General features: G+C 53.4%; 13 protein-coding genes and 1 pseudogene. 7 read left to right on the plus strand and 7 right to left on the minus strand.

The features are described from left to right. Positions 1-327: 327 nt before the first annotated feature. On the minus strand, positions 328-1,482 hold the full coding sequence (gene metK / locus AC3ITF_RS03635; protein ID WP_115257519.1) for a methionine adenosyltransferase: 1,155 nt from the start codon (positions 1,480-1,482) through the stop codon (positions 328-330). A gap of 419 nt (positions 1,483-1,901) precedes the next feature. On the opposite strand from metK, the pseudogene AC3ITF_RS03640 reads away from it, so the two are divergent. The 4 genes and pseudogenes from AC3ITF_RS03640 to speB form a co-directional block, all read left to right on the plus strand. Then, positions 1,902-2,003: pseudogene (locus tag AC3ITF_RS03640) on the plus strand (hypothetical protein); the annotation flags it as partial. 185 nt (positions 2,004-2,188) lie between these two features. Next, positions 2,189-2,320, plus strand: a complete 132-nt coding sequence (gene yqgB, locus AC3ITF_RS03645; protein WP_115257520.1) for an acid stress response protein YqgB — start codon at positions 2,189-2,191, stop codon at positions 2,318-2,320. A gap of 8 nt (positions 2,321-2,328) precedes the next feature. Next, positions 2,329-4,305, plus strand: coding sequence for a biosynthetic arginine decarboxylase (gene speA / locus AC3ITF_RS03650; RefSeq protein ID WP_096755755.1), 1,977 nt, complete (start codon positions 2,329-2,331; stop codon positions 4,303-4,305). A 142-nt stretch (positions 4,306-4,447) separates the two neighbouring features. Beyond that, positions 4,448-5,368 carry an agmatinase gene (gene speB, locus AC3ITF_RS03655; RefSeq protein WP_096755756.1) on the plus strand — a complete coding sequence of 307 codons (921 nt, stop codon included), beginning with the start codon at positions 4,448-4,450 and terminating at the stop codon, positions 5,366-5,368. A gap of 110 nt (positions 5,369-5,478) precedes the next feature. Here the strand turns inward: speB and loiP are convergent, their stop codons facing one another. Continuing rightward, positions 5,479-6,237, minus strand: coding sequence for a metalloprotease LoiP (gene loiP, locus AC3ITF_RS03660; protein ID WP_096755757.1), 759 nt, complete (start codon positions 6,235-6,237; stop codon positions 5,479-5,481). Positions 6,238-6,516: 279 nt separating this feature from the next. Between loiP and tkt the strand changes: the two genes are divergently transcribed. Beyond that, positions 6,517-8,508: a transketolase gene (gene tkt, locus AC3ITF_RS03665; protein ID WP_096755758.1), complete on the plus strand. Its 1,992-nt coding sequence runs from the start codon at positions 6,517-6,519 to the stop codon at positions 8,506-8,508. A gap of 53 nt (positions 8,509-8,561) precedes the next feature. Here the strand turns inward: tkt and AC3ITF_RS03670 are convergent, their stop codons facing one another. Genes AC3ITF_RS03670 through AC3ITF_RS03690 form a run of 5 tightly spaced genes read right to left on the minus strand, consistent with a single transcriptional unit; the run spans position 8,562 to position 11,616 of the window. Continuing rightward, positions 8,562-9,221, minus strand: coding sequence for an ABC transporter ATP-binding protein (locus tag AC3ITF_RS03670; protein ID WP_489176140.1), 660 nt, complete (start codon positions 9,219-9,221; stop codon positions 8,562-8,564). Next, complete coding sequence (locus AC3ITF_RS03675; RefSeq protein ID WP_182038855.1) at positions 9,215-9,892, minus strand: ABC transporter ATP-binding protein; 678 nt, start codon at positions 9,890-9,892, stop codon at positions 9,215-9,217. The genes AC3ITF_RS03670 and AC3ITF_RS03675 overlap by 7 nt, the downstream gene beginning before the upstream one ends. After that, complete coding sequence (locus AC3ITF_RS03680) at positions 9,880-10,587, minus strand: energy-coupling factor transporter transmembrane component T (RefSeq protein ID WP_137362197.1); 708 nt, start codon at positions 10,585-10,587, stop codon at positions 9,880-9,882. The genes AC3ITF_RS03675 and AC3ITF_RS03680 overlap by 13 nt, the downstream gene beginning before the upstream one ends. Next, on the minus strand, positions 10,588-11,166 hold the full coding sequence (locus tag AC3ITF_RS03685; protein ID WP_135911441.1) for an ECF transporter S component: 579 nt from the start codon (positions 11,164-11,166) through the stop codon (positions 10,588-10,590). A 24-nt stretch (positions 11,167-11,190) separates the two neighbouring features. Beyond that, positions 11,191-11,616: a PPC domain-containing DNA-binding protein gene (locus AC3ITF_RS03690; RefSeq protein ID WP_115257526.1), complete on the minus strand. Its 426-nt coding sequence runs from the start codon at positions 11,614-11,616 to the stop codon at positions 11,191-11,193. Positions 11,617-11,991: 375 nt separating this feature from the next. Between AC3ITF_RS03690 and epd the strand changes: the two genes are divergently transcribed. Both epd and pgk read left to right on the plus strand, forming a co-directional pair. Then, positions 11,992-13,011, plus strand: coding sequence for an erythrose-4-phosphate dehydrogenase (gene epd / locus AC3ITF_RS03695; protein ID WP_096755770.1), 1,020 nt, complete (start codon positions 11,992-11,994; stop codon positions 13,009-13,011). A 48-nt stretch (positions 13,012-13,059) separates the two neighbouring features. Further along, positions 13,060-14,223, plus strand: coding sequence for a phosphoglycerate kinase (gene pgk, locus AC3ITF_RS03700; RefSeq protein WP_096755771.1), 1,164 nt, complete (start codon positions 13,060-13,062; stop codon positions 14,221-14,223). Positions 14,224-14,234: the final 11 nt, after the last annotated feature.

Here is a 14,234-nt window from a genome sequence, read left to right on the forward strand (position 1 = left end):
ACGGGGTGAAAAAATGAGATTAATATCACATTAGTGTAATCGCTTACACTGGCATTCACGGCTGTTATAAGTTAATTATTTGAAAAATATGCAATTTCATAAAAATGAAAAATGAGTGATTGCCTGGAATTAAGACGATACTGAAAAGTAATGTAACAATAATGAAAATGCAGAAATTAAGGGATGTAAAATCAATTCATTATGATAATGACTGGATGTAATCGCTTTCATTTGCATTGAAAGTCAGGGAGGAGAGGGATGTTAAGGTACAGCTAAAAAAAAGACCAGCCTTAAGGCTGGTCCTGGTAAGCGGGGGTATTCAGTAAATTACTTCAGTCCGGCAGCTTCGCGCAGCTGTTGCGCTTTGTCGGTTTTTTCCCATGGGAAATGTTCGCGACCAAAGTGGCCGTAGGCTGCGGTTTCTTTATAGATCGGGTGCAGCAGATCCAGCATCTGGATCAGGCCGTATGGACGCAGGTCGAAGAACTCACGCACCAGCAGGGTCAGCTGTTCAGTTGGCACTTTCTCGGTACCGAAGGTTTCGACCATGATAGAGGTAGGTTCTGCCACGCCAATAGCGTAGGAAACCTGAATCTCACAGCGGTCAGCCAGACCGGCAGCCACGATATTTTTCGCAACATAGCGGGCTGCGTAGGCTGCAGAACGGTCAACTTTAGACGGATCTTTACCTGAGAATGCGCCGCCACCGTGACGCGCCATGCCGCCGTAGGTATCAACGATAATCTTACGACCGGTCAGACCGCAGTCACCCATTGGGCCACCGATAACGAAACGGCCGGTTGGGTTGATGAAGAATTTGGTCGATGCGCTCAACCACTCGGTCGGCAGTACCGGCTTGATGATCTCTTCCATCACTGCTTCTTGCAGTGTTTTCTGGTCAACATCTTGAGAGTGCTGAGTAGACAGAACCACCGCATCAATACCGACAATTTTGCCATCGTCATACTGGAAGGTGACCTGGCTTTTCGCATCTGGGCGCAGCCACGACAGGGTGCCGTTTTTACGCACTTCAGCCTGACGTTGTACCAGACGGTGAGCGTAAGTGATTGGTGCCGGCATCAACACGTCGGTTTCGTTGGTGGCATAACCAAACATCAGACCCTGATCGCCCGCGCCCTGTTCCAGCGGATCGGCCCGGTCAACGCCCTGGTTGATATCCGGGGACTGTTTACCGATAGCGCTCAGTACTGCGCAAGAGTTAGCGTCAAAGCCCATGTCGGAATGCACATAGCCAATTTCGCGAACCGTATTACGCGTGATCTCTTCGATGTCGACCCATGCGCTGGTGGTGATTTCACCGCCAACTAAAACCATACCGGTTTTGACATAGGTTTCGCAGGCGACGCGTGCTTTCGGATCCTGTTCGAGGATTGCATCCAGCACGGCATCAGAGATTTGGTCAGCGATTTTGTCAGGATGCCCTTCTGATACGGACTCGGACGTAAAAAGGTGTTTTGCCATATTTAATTTCACCTAAGGAGAATTTGGTTAGCTCAAACTGTCGAGTGGAATAGCCATGTGTAGAAGATTCTACCATGAGTCTGCAGATTTCGGACACTGGCAGTCTGAGTGTTAATCGGTATAGATGGATTAACATCTGGACGGCTATTTTAGGACAGTTCTTCGCCCGATTTCCAGCTTTTTTTGACTACGGTCGCATTGTACCGAAAATGTAACTGGAAATTTTTCCTGACGGTGCTGGCAATGCGCGCATTTATCTTTTGCTTTTTCGTACTCTTATCGGTATAAAACGCGGCGCGCGGCTTATACAAAAAGCACACGACGTTTTCATCGTGTCGCCACTTCCAGCCGGGTTAACACTTTAGCTTTGGCTTGTGGGTTCGTTCCGTCTGGAGCGACCGTGGAGGTGATACGAGATAATGAACCGTTGTATTCTGCTGAATCTGCCACACCGTTCAGGTGTGCATATGTCCCCCGCAATCTGCATCTCTGCTTTGCATACCTGTCGATGTTATATACATAAAATCATTCATGCTGCGTCGAGGCTGCATGAAGGATGAAGTGTATACCCATCCCGGCGTATCTCAGGACTCAAGAGCCGGTAACGGTCACTAAGGACTGAACAAGGGCGCTCTTGGTAAACAAGAGTTTTCTCGTGGTTTCGCCGAACTGTCAGTATTACGTTCGGTAACGTGTTTACAATGAAATGATAAAGAAACCGGTCGCACAGTCGGAGCGTCAGCACTATCTGCTGGAAAATCTGCCTGTTTATGGGTTGTTATCGCTTCTTCGGATTGCGATAGTAGTCAACTGTTTTACACTTGTTAATAAAATTTGAGGTTCGCTATGTCTGACGACATTTCTATGGGTTCGCCTTCGTCAGCAGGCGGACAGGGTGTACTACGCTCCATGCAGGAGGTTGCAATGAGTTCCCAGGAAGCCAGCAAGATGCTGCGTACCTACAATATTGCCTGGTGGGGTAATAACTACTACGACGTCAACGAACTCGGTCACATTAGCGTGTGTCCGGACCCTGACGTCCCGGAAGCACGTGTTGATCTTGCCGAGCTGGTAAAAGCTCGCGAAGCGCAGGGGCAACGTCTGCCTGCGCTGTTCTGTTTCCCACAGATCCTGCAACACCGTCTGCGTTCGATTAACGCCGCATTCAAACGCGCCCGCGAATCTTACGGCTACAAGGGTGATTATTTCCTCGTTTATCCGATCAAGGTTAATCAGCACCGTCGTGTGATTGAATCGCTGATTCACTCCGGTGAGCCGCTGGGACTGGAAGCCGGTTCTAAGGCCGAACTGATGGCGGTTTTGGCGCATGCGGGCATGACCCGCAGCGTGATTGTCTGTAATGGTTACAAAGACCGCGAATACATTCGTCTGGCGCTGATTGGCGAGAAGATGGGCCACAAGGTCTATCTGGTCATTGAGAAGATGTCTGAAATCGCGATCGTGCTGGATGAAGCCGAACGGCTGAATGTGGTCCCGCGTCTGGGCGTGCGTGCGCGTCTGGCCTCGCAAGGTTCTGGTAAATGGCAGTCCTCCGGTGGTGAAAAATCCAAGTTCGGCCTGGCGGCGAACCAGGTACTGCAACTGGTGGAAATTCTGCGCGAACGCGGTCGTCTGGACAGCATTCAATTGCTGCACTTCCATCTCGGTTCACAGATGGCGAACATTCGCGATATCGCCACCGGCGTACGTGAATCTGCGCGTTTCTACGTTGAGCTGCACAAACTGGGCGTAAACATCCAGTGCTTCGATGTGGGTGGTGGCCTCGGCGTGGACTATGAAGGGACACGCTCGCAGTCTGACTGTTCGGTCAACTACGGTCTGAACGAATACGCCAACAATATTATCTGGGCGATTGGCGATGCCTGTGAAGAACACGGCCTGCCGCATCCGACGGTAATTACCGAGTCCGGCCGTGCGGTAACCGCGCACCATACCGTGCTGGTGTCTAACATCATCGGCGTTGAGCGTAGCGAACACACCGAAGCTACGCCTCCGGCTGACGATGCGCCGCGTGCCCTGCAAAGCATGTGGGAAACCTGGCAGGAGATGCACGAACCGGGCACCCGCCGTTCGCTGCGTGAATGGCTGCACGACAGTCAGATGGATTTGCACGATGTTCACATTGGCTATTCATCCGGAACCTTCAGCCTGCAGGAGCGCGCGTGGGCAGAGCAGCTGTATCTGAACATGTGCCATGACGTGCAGAAACAGCTCGACCCGAGCAACCGCGCGCACCGTCCGATCATCGACGAACTGCAGGAGCGTATGGCGGATAAGATTTACGTCAACTTCTCACTGTTCCAGTCGATGCCGGATGCGTGGGGGATCGATCAGCTGTTCCCGGTCATGCCGCTGGAAGGACTGAACCAGGTCCCTGAGCGCCGTGCGGTGCTGCTGGATATTACCTGCGACTCTGACGGTGCTATTGACCATTATGTTGACGGCGATGGTATTGCTACCACCATGCCGATGCCGGAGTACGATCCTGAGAACCCGCCGATGCTGGGCTTCTTTATGGTTGGCGCGTACCAGGAAATCCTTGGCAACATGCACAACCTGTTCGGCGATACCGAAGCGGTCGACGTATTTGTCTTCCCGGATGGTAGCGTTGAAGTTGAGCTGTCTGATGAAGGGGATACCGTCGCGGACATGTTGCAGTACGTGCAGCTGGATCCAAAAACGTTGCTGACCCACTTCCGCGATCAGGTTAAACAGACCGATCTGGACGATGCGCTGCAACAGCAGTTCCTCGAAGAGTTCGAGGCTGGATTGTACGGTTACACCTATCTCGAAGACGAGTAAGGTTGTTCTGGGTCGCTTGAACCTGGACAAATTAGCGGCGATAATTCGCCCATACACGTAGTCACGTAAATCAATCCCTTCCTCGTCGGGCTTAACGACGCGGAGGGGATTTTTTTTAACCGATTTTATAAGAGGTCAGTACATGAGCACCTTAGGTCATCAATACGACAACTCCCTGGTTTCTAACGCCTTTGGTTTTTTACGTCTGCCGATGAATTTCCAGCCCTACGACAGCGATGCCGACTGGGTTATTACCGGCGTACCGTTTGATATGGCGACGTCTGGTCGTGCGGGTGGGCGTCATGGTCCGGCAGCGATCCGTCAGGTGTCGACCAATCTGGCCTGGGAGCACAACCGCTTCCCGTGGAATTTTGACATGCGTGAACGCCTGAACGTCGTGGACTGCGGCGATCTGGTGTATGCGTTTGGCGATGCGCGTGAAATGAGTGAAAAATTGCAGGCGCATGCTGAAAAGCTGCTTTCTGCCGGCAAGCGCATGCTCTCCTTCGGCGGTGACCACTTCGTCACGCTGCCGCTGCTGCGCGCGCACGCTAAGCACTTTGGTAAAATGGCGCTGGTGCACTTTGATGCCCACACCGACACCTATGCTAACGGCTGTGAATTTGACCACGGCACCATGTTCTATACCGCGCCGAACGAAGGCCTGATCGATCCGAACCATTCCGTGCAGATCGGTATTCGGACCGAGTTTGACAAAGACAACGGCTTTACCGTACTGGATGCCTGCCAGGTGAACGATCGCAGCGTGGATGACATCATTGCGCAGGTGAAGCAGATTGTCGGTGACATGCCGGTTTACCTGACCTTTGATATCGACTGCCTGGATCCGGCGTTTGCTCCGGGTACGGGTACGCCAGTGATCGGCGGTCTGACGTCGGATCGTGCGATCAAACTGGTGCGTGGCCTGAAGGATCTGAACATTGTCGGGATGGATGTAGTCGAAGTGGCCCCGGCCTACGATCAGTCTGAGATCACCGCGCTGGCAGCAGCAACGCTGGCACTGGAGATGTTGTATATCCAGGCGGCGAAGAAAGGCGAATAACGGATTTCGGACAATTTTGCCGGATGTCGCTGACGCTAATCCGGCCTACATTGTTGTTGAATCTGTAGGCCGGATAGGCGTTTACGCAGCCATCCGGCACTGTTTGAAGATTACTTAATTCCGTCTGCGCTCATGCGGTCGCGAATATGTTGCGCACGTTCGGCGGAGGCTGGATGGTCGTCAAACATTGAGCTTTGACGACCGGCTTCCAGTTTTGCCAGTTTCTCAAAGCTGGTGGCTAAGCCTGCCGGATTAATACCGCGTTTGCGCAACAAATCATACGAGTAATCATCCGCTTCGGATTCCTGACGTTGGGAGAACTGCGAGTTCACCAGTTTTTCTCCCAGATCGCCAAGCTGAGACTGCGACAAGCTGCCGACGATGCCGCCCGCAGAGGCCGCTGCGGCACGCACGGCGTTGGTTCCCAGCGCAACTTGCATTCCTTTCTTCACGTGACCCAGCGCAACGTGGCCCATTTCGTGACCAATAACCGCCTCAACTTCGTTATCGGTCATCATATCCATCAGGCCGCTGTACACGCGGATGCAGCCATTTGCCATCGCAAACGCGTTGACGTCTTTCGCCACATAGACTTTGTAATTCACCGGCTGTCCGTTGATGTTATCGCCTAGCGCAGCGGCGATTTTGCTCAGTCGTTTGGTATATTCACTGCTGGCAGGAGCAATGGTCGCTTTGCTGTCCATATCCTGGCAGGCTTGGTTGCTCAGCGCGATGACCTGAGCATCGCTCAGACTGTAGGCCTGGAAAGCACCTGCGCCAGATGAAAGTAGTCCGTTGGAGTCCATATTCTGGCAGCCGGTCAATGCCGTTGCCATGCTCATAGCAAGCAGTAAAGCGCGAATTTTCATTTTTTCTCTTCCGCACGAAGTCAGGATTATTCTAAAAAATGCGTCGTTTGCAGGTAATGCGACGCTCAACCTAAGTATAAAGAAAAGAACAACAAGCGGGCGAGAAGATTGCGCAACATGCGTGCAGGATCCAGAGATTTCTGAAGCGGTAAAAGGATGCTCCATGTACATGGCACGCGGCTTGGGTTACATTGTTGGCACTTTTTTCCGGCGTAGCCCAAAACGCTCTGTCGTCAAGTCGTTCCGGGCACAGCCTTCATTATCCGATCTGGAGTCAAAATGTCCTCACGTAAAGAGCTTGCCAATGCTATTCGTGCGCTGAGCATGGACGCAGTACAGAAAGCCAAATCCGGTCATCCGGGTGCCCCGATGGGTATGGCTGACATTGCCGAAGTCCTGTGGCGTGATTTCCTGAACCACAACCCAAATAACCCGTCCTGGGCTGACCGTGACCGCTTCGTGTTGTCAAACGGTCACGGCTCAATGCTGATTTATAGTTTGCTGCACCTCTCCGGCTACGACCTGCCGATGTCTGAGCTGCAGAACTTCCGTCAGCTGCACTCCAAAACGCCGGGTCACCCGGAAGTGGGTTATACCGCGGGTGTGGAAACGACTACCGGTCCGCTGGGTCAGGGCATCGCTAACGCGGTGGGTATGGCTATCGCTGAAAAAACGCTGGCGGCGCAGTTTAACCGTCCAGGTCACGACATTGTTGACCACTTCACCTACGCCTTCATGGGCGACGGCTGCATGATGGAAGGTATCTCTCACGAGGTATGTTCTCTGGCTGGTACGCTGAAGCTGGGCAAACTGATTGCGTTCTACGATGACAACGGTATTTCTATCGATGGTCACGTTGAAGGCTGGTTCACTGATGACACCGCGAAGCGTTTCGAAGCTTACGGCTGGCACGTGGTGCGTGGCGTTGATGGCCATGATGCTGATGCGATTAAGCGCGCAGTAGAAGAAGCCCGCGCAGTGACCGACAAACCGTCCCTGCTGATGTGCAAAACCATCATCGGTTTCGGTTCCCCGAACAAAGCTGGCACCCACGACTCTCACGGTGCACCGCTGGGCGACGCAGAAATTGCACTGACCCGCGAGCAGCTGGGCTGGAAATACGCGCCGTTTGAAATCCCGTCTGAAATCTACGCACAGTGGGATGCGAAAGAAGCAGGTCAGGTTAAAGAAGCGGCGTGGAACGAGAAATTCGCTGCTTATGCGAAAGCCTTCCCGCAGGAAGCCGCTGAATTCACCCGTCGTATGAAAGGTGAAATGCCATCTGACTTCGATGCGAAAGCGAATGAGTTCATTGCTAAACTGCAGGCTAATCCGTCCAAAATCGCCAGCCGTAAAGCATCCCAGAACGCTATTGAAGCGTTTGGTCCTTTACTGCCAGAATTCCTCGGTGGTTCCGCTGACCTCGCCCCATCTAACCTGACTATCTGGTCTGGTTCTAAAGCCATTAACGAAGACGCTGCTGGTAACTACATCCATTACGGTGTTCGTGAATTTGGTATGACCGCTATCGCTAACGGTATCGCGCTGCACGGTGGTTTCCTGCCGTACACCTCTACCTTCCTGATGTTCGTTGAATATGCCCGTAATGCGGTGCGTATGGCGGCACTCATGAAACAGCGTCAAGTGATGGTCTATACCCACGATTCCATCGGTTTGGGCGAAGATGGCCCGACTCACCAGCCGGTAGAGCAGGTTGCTTCTCTGCGCGTGACCCCGAACATGAGCACATGGCGTCCATGTGACCAGGTTGAATCTGCGGTAGCGTGGAAATACGGCGTTGAGCGTCAGGACGGTCCGACCGCGCTGATCCTCTCCCGTCAGAACCTGGCACAGCAGGAACGTACTGAAGAGCAGCTGGCAAACATCGCACGCGGTGGTTATGTGCTGAAAGATTGCGCCGGCCAGCCTGAGCTGATCTTCATTGCTACCGGTTCTGAAGTTGAACTGGCGGTGGCTGCATGGGACAAACTGACGGCGGAAGGCGTTAAAGCGCGCGTGGTCTCCATGCCGTCTACCGATGCATTCGACAAGCAGGATGCCGCTTATCGCGAATCCGTGCTGCCGAAAGCTGTCTCTGCTCGCGTGGCAATTGAAGCGGGTATCGCGGACTACTGGTTCAAATACGTGGGCCTGAACGGCGCTATCATCGGTATGACCACCTTTGGAGAGTCTGCTCCGGCTGAGCTGCTGTTTGAAGAGTTTGGCTTCACCGTAGACAACGTGGTTGCGAAAGCCAAAGAACTGCTGTAATTACGATTACAACGGTATAACGGGTCGCTCAGGCGGCCCGTTTTTTTTGTGCGTCAGATTTTTTCTTGGCGTAGCTGACCCGTTTCAAGGCGCACTACGCGAGAAAAATGGCGCTGCGTAAATGCAACGTCATGGCTGATCGCGACCACGCTAGAGCCTCGTGCGCGGCACACCGCGAGCCAGTTCTCAAATATCGCCAGCCAGTGTGCGTCAAAATCCCGGCTCGGTTCATCAAGCAGGAGAAGGGCCGGTGCCATGGCTTCAAGGCTGGCGACGGCGACCATACGTCGTTGCGCGGTGTGCAGATCCAGCGGATGAGCGTCGGCGACGTCCGCTAACTGACATAACTGCAGGGCTGCTGCAGTGCGTTGCGCAATCTCCGCGGCGGGGCGCTTTTGCAGTCGCAATCCAAAGGCGACTTCCTCTATGACCTTGCTGTGAAAAATTTGGTTTTCGGCTTCCTGAAACAATACGCCGAGCATCTTAGCTCTTTCGCGGTTTTTCAGTTGCGCAATCGACCTGTCACTCAAGGTTATCGTGCCAGATGAGGGGGGCAGAAGGCCCGCCATGATGCGCAGCAGCGTGGATTTTCCCGCGCCATTATCGCCCGTCAGCGCCAGCCATTCACCGGCGTTAAGATTAAGCGAGATGTTGTGCAGGCAGTTATAAGAGGCATTCGGCCAGCGATACGTCACCTTGTTAAGCGTTAGCATTGTGGGGATAGCGCTCCGTCACGTAGTTGCCATGCCTGCTGACAATGGCTGATAAAAGGGGGGTGGTCGCGTTCGAAAAGCACAATCAACGCCTGTTGTTCCTGCGCCCATTGATGCAACCGATCCAGCAACATACTGGTGGCCTGCGCCGTCAGACGACTGAATGCTTCATCCAGAATCAATATTCTGGGTTGCATGGCTAGCGCGCTGGCAATGACCACCCGCTGTGTTTCTCCGCCGGAAAGCGTTCCTGGATGGCGATGGCGCAACGACTGGCATTCCGTCAGTGTGAGTGCCGCGTCAATTCGACGCATAATTTCAGCCTCCTGCAGGCAGAGGTTCTCCGGGCCGAATGCCACTTCTTCCTCCACGCTGAATGTGCAGCCAGAAAGCTGCAGATAAGGCGATTGCTGCACCAGTTGGATGGTACACGACTGCTCGACGAGTGACAGTTGTCCGACAGGATTTCCCAGCAACTTTCCTTTCCCTTCAATCTCTCCGGGAAGAAAATCGGGGTACCAGCCTGCCATCAGCTGTGCCAGCGTACTTTTTCCGCTGCCGTTATCACCGAAAATTGCCACCATTCCGGGTTCTGCATAGTGGAAGTCAAAGCAGGCTGGTGGGCGCGTGGCGTGCGTCGGGAGATAGCGAAACTGCTCTAGCGTAACCATATCCACACTCCTGTTTCGACCAGCATGGCGAGTACCATCGTGTAGCGGGCAATGCGTTGTAAGGTGCTGTCCTCCGGTGCCCATAACGTTGTGCGTCTGCGATGCAAACGAAAGGCCCGCATGTCCAGTGCCGCCCCGCGAACCACCAGATCGTTAAGCGCATTATGCGTGAGTGGCACGATCAGCGCCGGCGTGGCGCGCAGCCGTTGATACCAGTGCTCGTCCAACGGCACGCCGCGCGCGCGCTGGGCTTCGTGAATAATCGCCAACTGGCGTTTGAGTTGCTCAACAACCAGCAGCGGGCCTGCAAACAGGTAGGCAACGCCGGGTGGCAGGCGGGAGGCAAACAGGGCGCGAATAAACCGCGATACCGGCACGTACTGCATCCACAGCTGTGACGTTGACACAATTGCCAGGATCCGCAGCCACAGCGTGATGGCATCGGCCCACCGTTGTGGCGTGCGCGGTTGTCCGCTTATCCATTCGGTCAACCAGCCACCGTGGACCAGCCACAATCCAACGCCCAGGGGCACCATCAACCAGACGACATATTTCGCCCGGGGACGCGTGGCTGGCATACAGAGTAAGAACAGGAACACGACCGTGCTGTAAACGGTAAGCGGTATTCCCGCGGGTAGCAGCAATGTGGAACATGCGGCCAGCGCCCACAGGGTTAACGAGGTAAACGGGTGCATTTAGCGCACAGCAGACATCGTTGGAAAATGACGTGTGGTGCGCAATGGAAGCTGGCGCAACAGTACCCAAACAATCACGGCGGTGAGAATTTTATCTACCAGATTGGCGCCAATCACCGTGACAGCCACCGACTCAACCAGACCCTCGCCAACCGAGTGCATCCAGGCAACAAATAAATCAGCGCCGCTGCCGGTCACGCCGCCAAACAAGGTGGTGCGGATAGGCACGGCAACGACAGTGACGGCCAGGGTAATGATCACGCCGCTGAACACCACTTTCGGTAAGGTACGAAACCATCCTGCTCGTGCCAGCCATCCTGCGACCAGCCCGATAACCATGGCTACCGGCGCGAAGGCGGCAGCGATCGGATCGGTGAGTAACCCCCACAGCAGGTTGGTGAGTAATCCCGTTAACATTCCCACAATCGGGCCTAATAGCACCGCGCTGATAATGGTGCCGATGGAGTCGAGAAAAATAGGCAGTTTCACCATGCTGATGAGCTGTCCACCGACCATATTGATGGCAATGGCAATAACAATCAGTACCAGTGACTGGCTGGAAAATTGGCGACGCGCCATAGAAAACCTCTTTAAAGTGAAGCGTTAACGGGATGTGATAACCAGTTCGTCATAGCCGGAAACGACACAAGGTTGGCGGCTAAACGCCAGCTCTGTGAGTTCGCCAATCACCAGTTCCAGCGTGGTGCGCACGGTACAGCCTGGCATCATGTGGCCTCCCAACATCGCGCCCTGTGGGTCAGAAACCGCAAGATGCAGGTGCTCGCCGGTCAGTTCCAGCGTGCCGTTCAGGGAGATAATTTCCCAGGTGCCGGTGAGCAATGTGGTTTCTTCCTGACCCGCGAAGCGTAAGGCAACGTGGGTTAAACTTCCGGTACAACCGGCAATCCAGGCGGCATGTAATTGATGCTGTTGGATAAAATCGTGCAGTCGGGAAAAGACTTCCTGGCCAGGGAGTAAACGCAGCGCATGAAAGCGAGCTGCAGAGGCGTGAGGAGAGTATGTGACCATAGGTTGAGGGACTCCGAGACTCGGACGTAACGCTGATAATATAGACGCTGGCTAGGGTGCTTTCTGATATAAATCAGGATTTGTGACACGGCAACGAAATAATCTTGCTACGCTTATTCGCAATTCAGGAATATGGAATAAATTTAGCGGGGCAGAGCGTTAAAATGTGATGTAAGTCAGATAACGGTGTTCTGTTGCTGGACAATCATTCCTTTTATTCCTTGTTTCGCTTATTCTAGCTGAAGCGTTTCAGTCGATTAAATGTTCGACAATTAATCAAACAGTCGCAGTTTGCGACAGGTAAGGTTTCCCTGAGCGATTTGCTGCATTACTCTGTCAGCCACATCGTTTCTGAGAAATCCTTGCAGGAGACCTATGACCGTACGCGTAGCGATTAATGGTTTCGGTCGCATCGGGCGCAACGTGGTTCGTGCTTTGTATGAATCCGGGCGTCGGGCGGAAATCACCGTGGTGGCCATCAACGAATTGGCGAGTGCTGAAGGCATGGCGCATTTGTTGAAATATGACACCAGCCATGGACGTTTTGCCTGGGATGTTCGCCAGGAACGCGACCAGCTCATTGTTGGCGACGACGCGATTCGCATTCTGCATGAGCGAACACTCGATGCGCTTCCGTGGCGCGAACTGGGTGTTGACGTCGTGCTGGACTGTACGGGGGTCTTCGGTAGCCGCGAACACGGCGAAGCGCATATTGCCGCAGGTGCAAAAAAAGTGCTCTTTTCACATCCTGGTAGTCACGACATCGACGCAACCGTTGTGTTTGGCGTTAATCAGGATCAGCTGCGCGCTGAAGACCGGATCGTTTCCAACGCCTCCTGCACCACGAATTGCATTATTCCCGTTATTAAATTGTTGGATGATGCTTACGGCATCGAGTCCGGCACCGTTACGACGATCCACTCCGCGATGCACGATCAACAGGTTATTGATGCCTATCATCCCGACCTGCGTCGTACGCGAGCAGCCAGTCAGTCGATTATTCCCGTTGATACCAAACTGGCGGCGGGGATCACACGAATTTTTCCACAATTTAACGATCGTTTTGAAGCGATTGCGGTGCGTGTACCGACCATAAATGTGACGGCGATCGACTTAAGCGTGACGGTGAAAAAACCAGTAAAAGCGAGTGAAGTCAACCAGTTGCTGCAAAAAGCAGCACAAGGTGCATTTCATGGTATAGTTGACTATACGGAATTACCGTTGGTCTCTGTAGATTTTAACCACGACCCGCACAGCGCCATCGTTGATGGTACGCAAACGCGCGTAAGTGGTGCTCACCTGATCAAAACATTGGTCTGGTGCGATAATGAATGGGGCTTTGCTAACCGCATGCTCGACACAACGTTAGCGATGGCTGCTATTGGTTTCAGGTAAGGCGCGTGAGCGCTTGCAAAACTTTAAGAATCAACGAGAGGATTCACCATGTCTGTAATTAAGATGACCGATCTGGATCTTGCTGGTAAACGTGTTTTTATCCGTGCGGATCTGAACGTACCAGTTAAAGAAGGGAAAGTAACCAGCGATGCGCGTATCCGTGCGTCTCTGCCGACCATCGAACTGGCCCTGAAACAGGGTGCAAAAGTGATGGTAACTTCCCACCTGGGTCGTCCTACCGAAGGCGAGTACAACGAAGAATTCTCTCTGCTGCCGGTTGTTAACTACCTGAAAGACAAACTGTCTAACCCGGTTCGTCTGGTAAAAGATTACCTCGACGGCGTTGACGTTGCAGCCGGTGAACTGGTGGTTCTGGAAAACGTTCGCTTTAACAAAGGCGAGAAGAAAGACGACGAAGCACTGTCTAAAAAATACGCTGCACTGTGCGATGTATTCGTCATGGATGCTTTCGGTACGGCTCACCGTGCGCAGGCTTCTACTCACGGTATCGCGAAATTCGCTGACGTTGCTTGCGCGGGTCCGCTGCTGGCCGCTGAGCTGGACGCACTGGGTAAAGCTCTGAAAGAACCGGCTCGTCCGATGGTTGCTATCGTTGGTGGTTCTAAAGTTTCTACCAAACTGACCGTTCTGGACTCTCTGTCTAAAATTGCTGACCAGCTGATCGTCGGCGGTGGTATCGCCAACACCTTCGTTGCCGCGCAAGGCCACAACGTGGGTAAATCCCTGTACGAAGCAGACCTGGTTGATGAAGCTAAGCGCCTGCTGACTCTCTGCGACATCCCGGTACCGGCTGACGTTCGCGTAGCAACTGAGTTCTCTGAAACTGCGCCTGCAACGCTGAAATCTGTTAACGACGTGAAAGAAGACGAGCAGATCCTGGATATCGGTGACGCATCTGCACAGCAGCTGGCTGAAATCCTGAAGAATGCAAAAACCATTCTGTGGAACGGCCCGGTTGGCGTGTTTGAATTCCCGAACTTCCGCAAAGGGACTGAAATCGTGGCTAACGCCATTGCCGACAGCGAAGCATTCTCTATCGCTGGCGGCGGCGACACCCTGGCGGCTATCGACCTGTTCGGCATCGCTGACAAAATCTCCTACATCTCCACTGGTGGCGGCGCATTCCTCGAGTTCGTGGAAGGCAAAGTTCTGCCAGCAGTAGCCATGCTCGAAGAGCGTGCTAAGAAGTAATTCAGTTCAGG

Source organism: Citrobacter sp. KH_055_1 (assembly GCF_057838705.1).

Coding starts and splice junctions, on each gene's coding strand:
- epd (WP_096755770.1), top strand. CDS start 11,992: ATGACCGTACGCGTAGCGATTAATGGTTTCGGTCGCATCGGGCGCAAC.
- AC3ITF_RS03680 (WP_137362197.1), bottom strand. CDS start 10,587: ATGCACCCGTTTACCTCGTTAACCCTGTGGGCGCTGGCCGCATGTTCC.
- speA (WP_096755755.1), top strand. CDS start 2,329: ATGTCTGACGACATTTCTATGGGTTCGCCTTCGTCAGCAGGCGGACAG.
- loiP (WP_096755757.1), bottom strand. CDS start 6,237: ATGAAAATTCGCGCTTTACTGCTTGCTATGAGCATGGCAACGGCATTG.
- pgk (WP_096755771.1), top strand. CDS start 13,060: ATGTCTGTAATTAAGATGACCGATCTGGATCTTGCTGGTAAACGTGTT.
- metK (WP_115257519.1), bottom strand. CDS start 1,482: ATGGCAAAACACCTTTTTACGTCCGAGTCCGTATCAGAAGGGCATCCT.
- AC3ITF_RS03670 (WP_489176140.1), bottom strand. CDS start 9,221: ATGCTAACGCTTAACAAGGTGACGTATCGCTGGCCGAATGCCTCTTAT.
- AC3ITF_RS03685 (WP_135911441.1), bottom strand. CDS start 11,166: ATGGCGCGTCGCCAATTTTCCAGCCAGTCACTGGTACTGATTGTTATT.
- yqgB (WP_115257520.1), top strand. CDS start 2,189: ATGATAAAGAAACCGGTCGCACAGTCGGAGCGTCAGCACTATCTGCTG.
- AC3ITF_RS03690 (WP_115257526.1), bottom strand. CDS start 11,616: ATGGTCACATACTCTCCTCACGCCTCTGCAGCTCGCTTTCATGCGCTG.
- tkt (WP_096755758.1), top strand. CDS start 6,517: ATGTCCTCACGTAAAGAGCTTGCCAATGCTATTCGTGCGCTGAGCATG.
- speB (WP_096755756.1), top strand. CDS start 4,448: ATGAGCACCTTAGGTCATCAATACGACAACTCCCTGGTTTCTAACGCC.
- AC3ITF_RS03675 (WP_182038855.1), bottom strand. CDS start 9,892: ATGGTTACGCTAGAGCAGTTTCGCTATCTCCCGACGCACGCCACGCGC.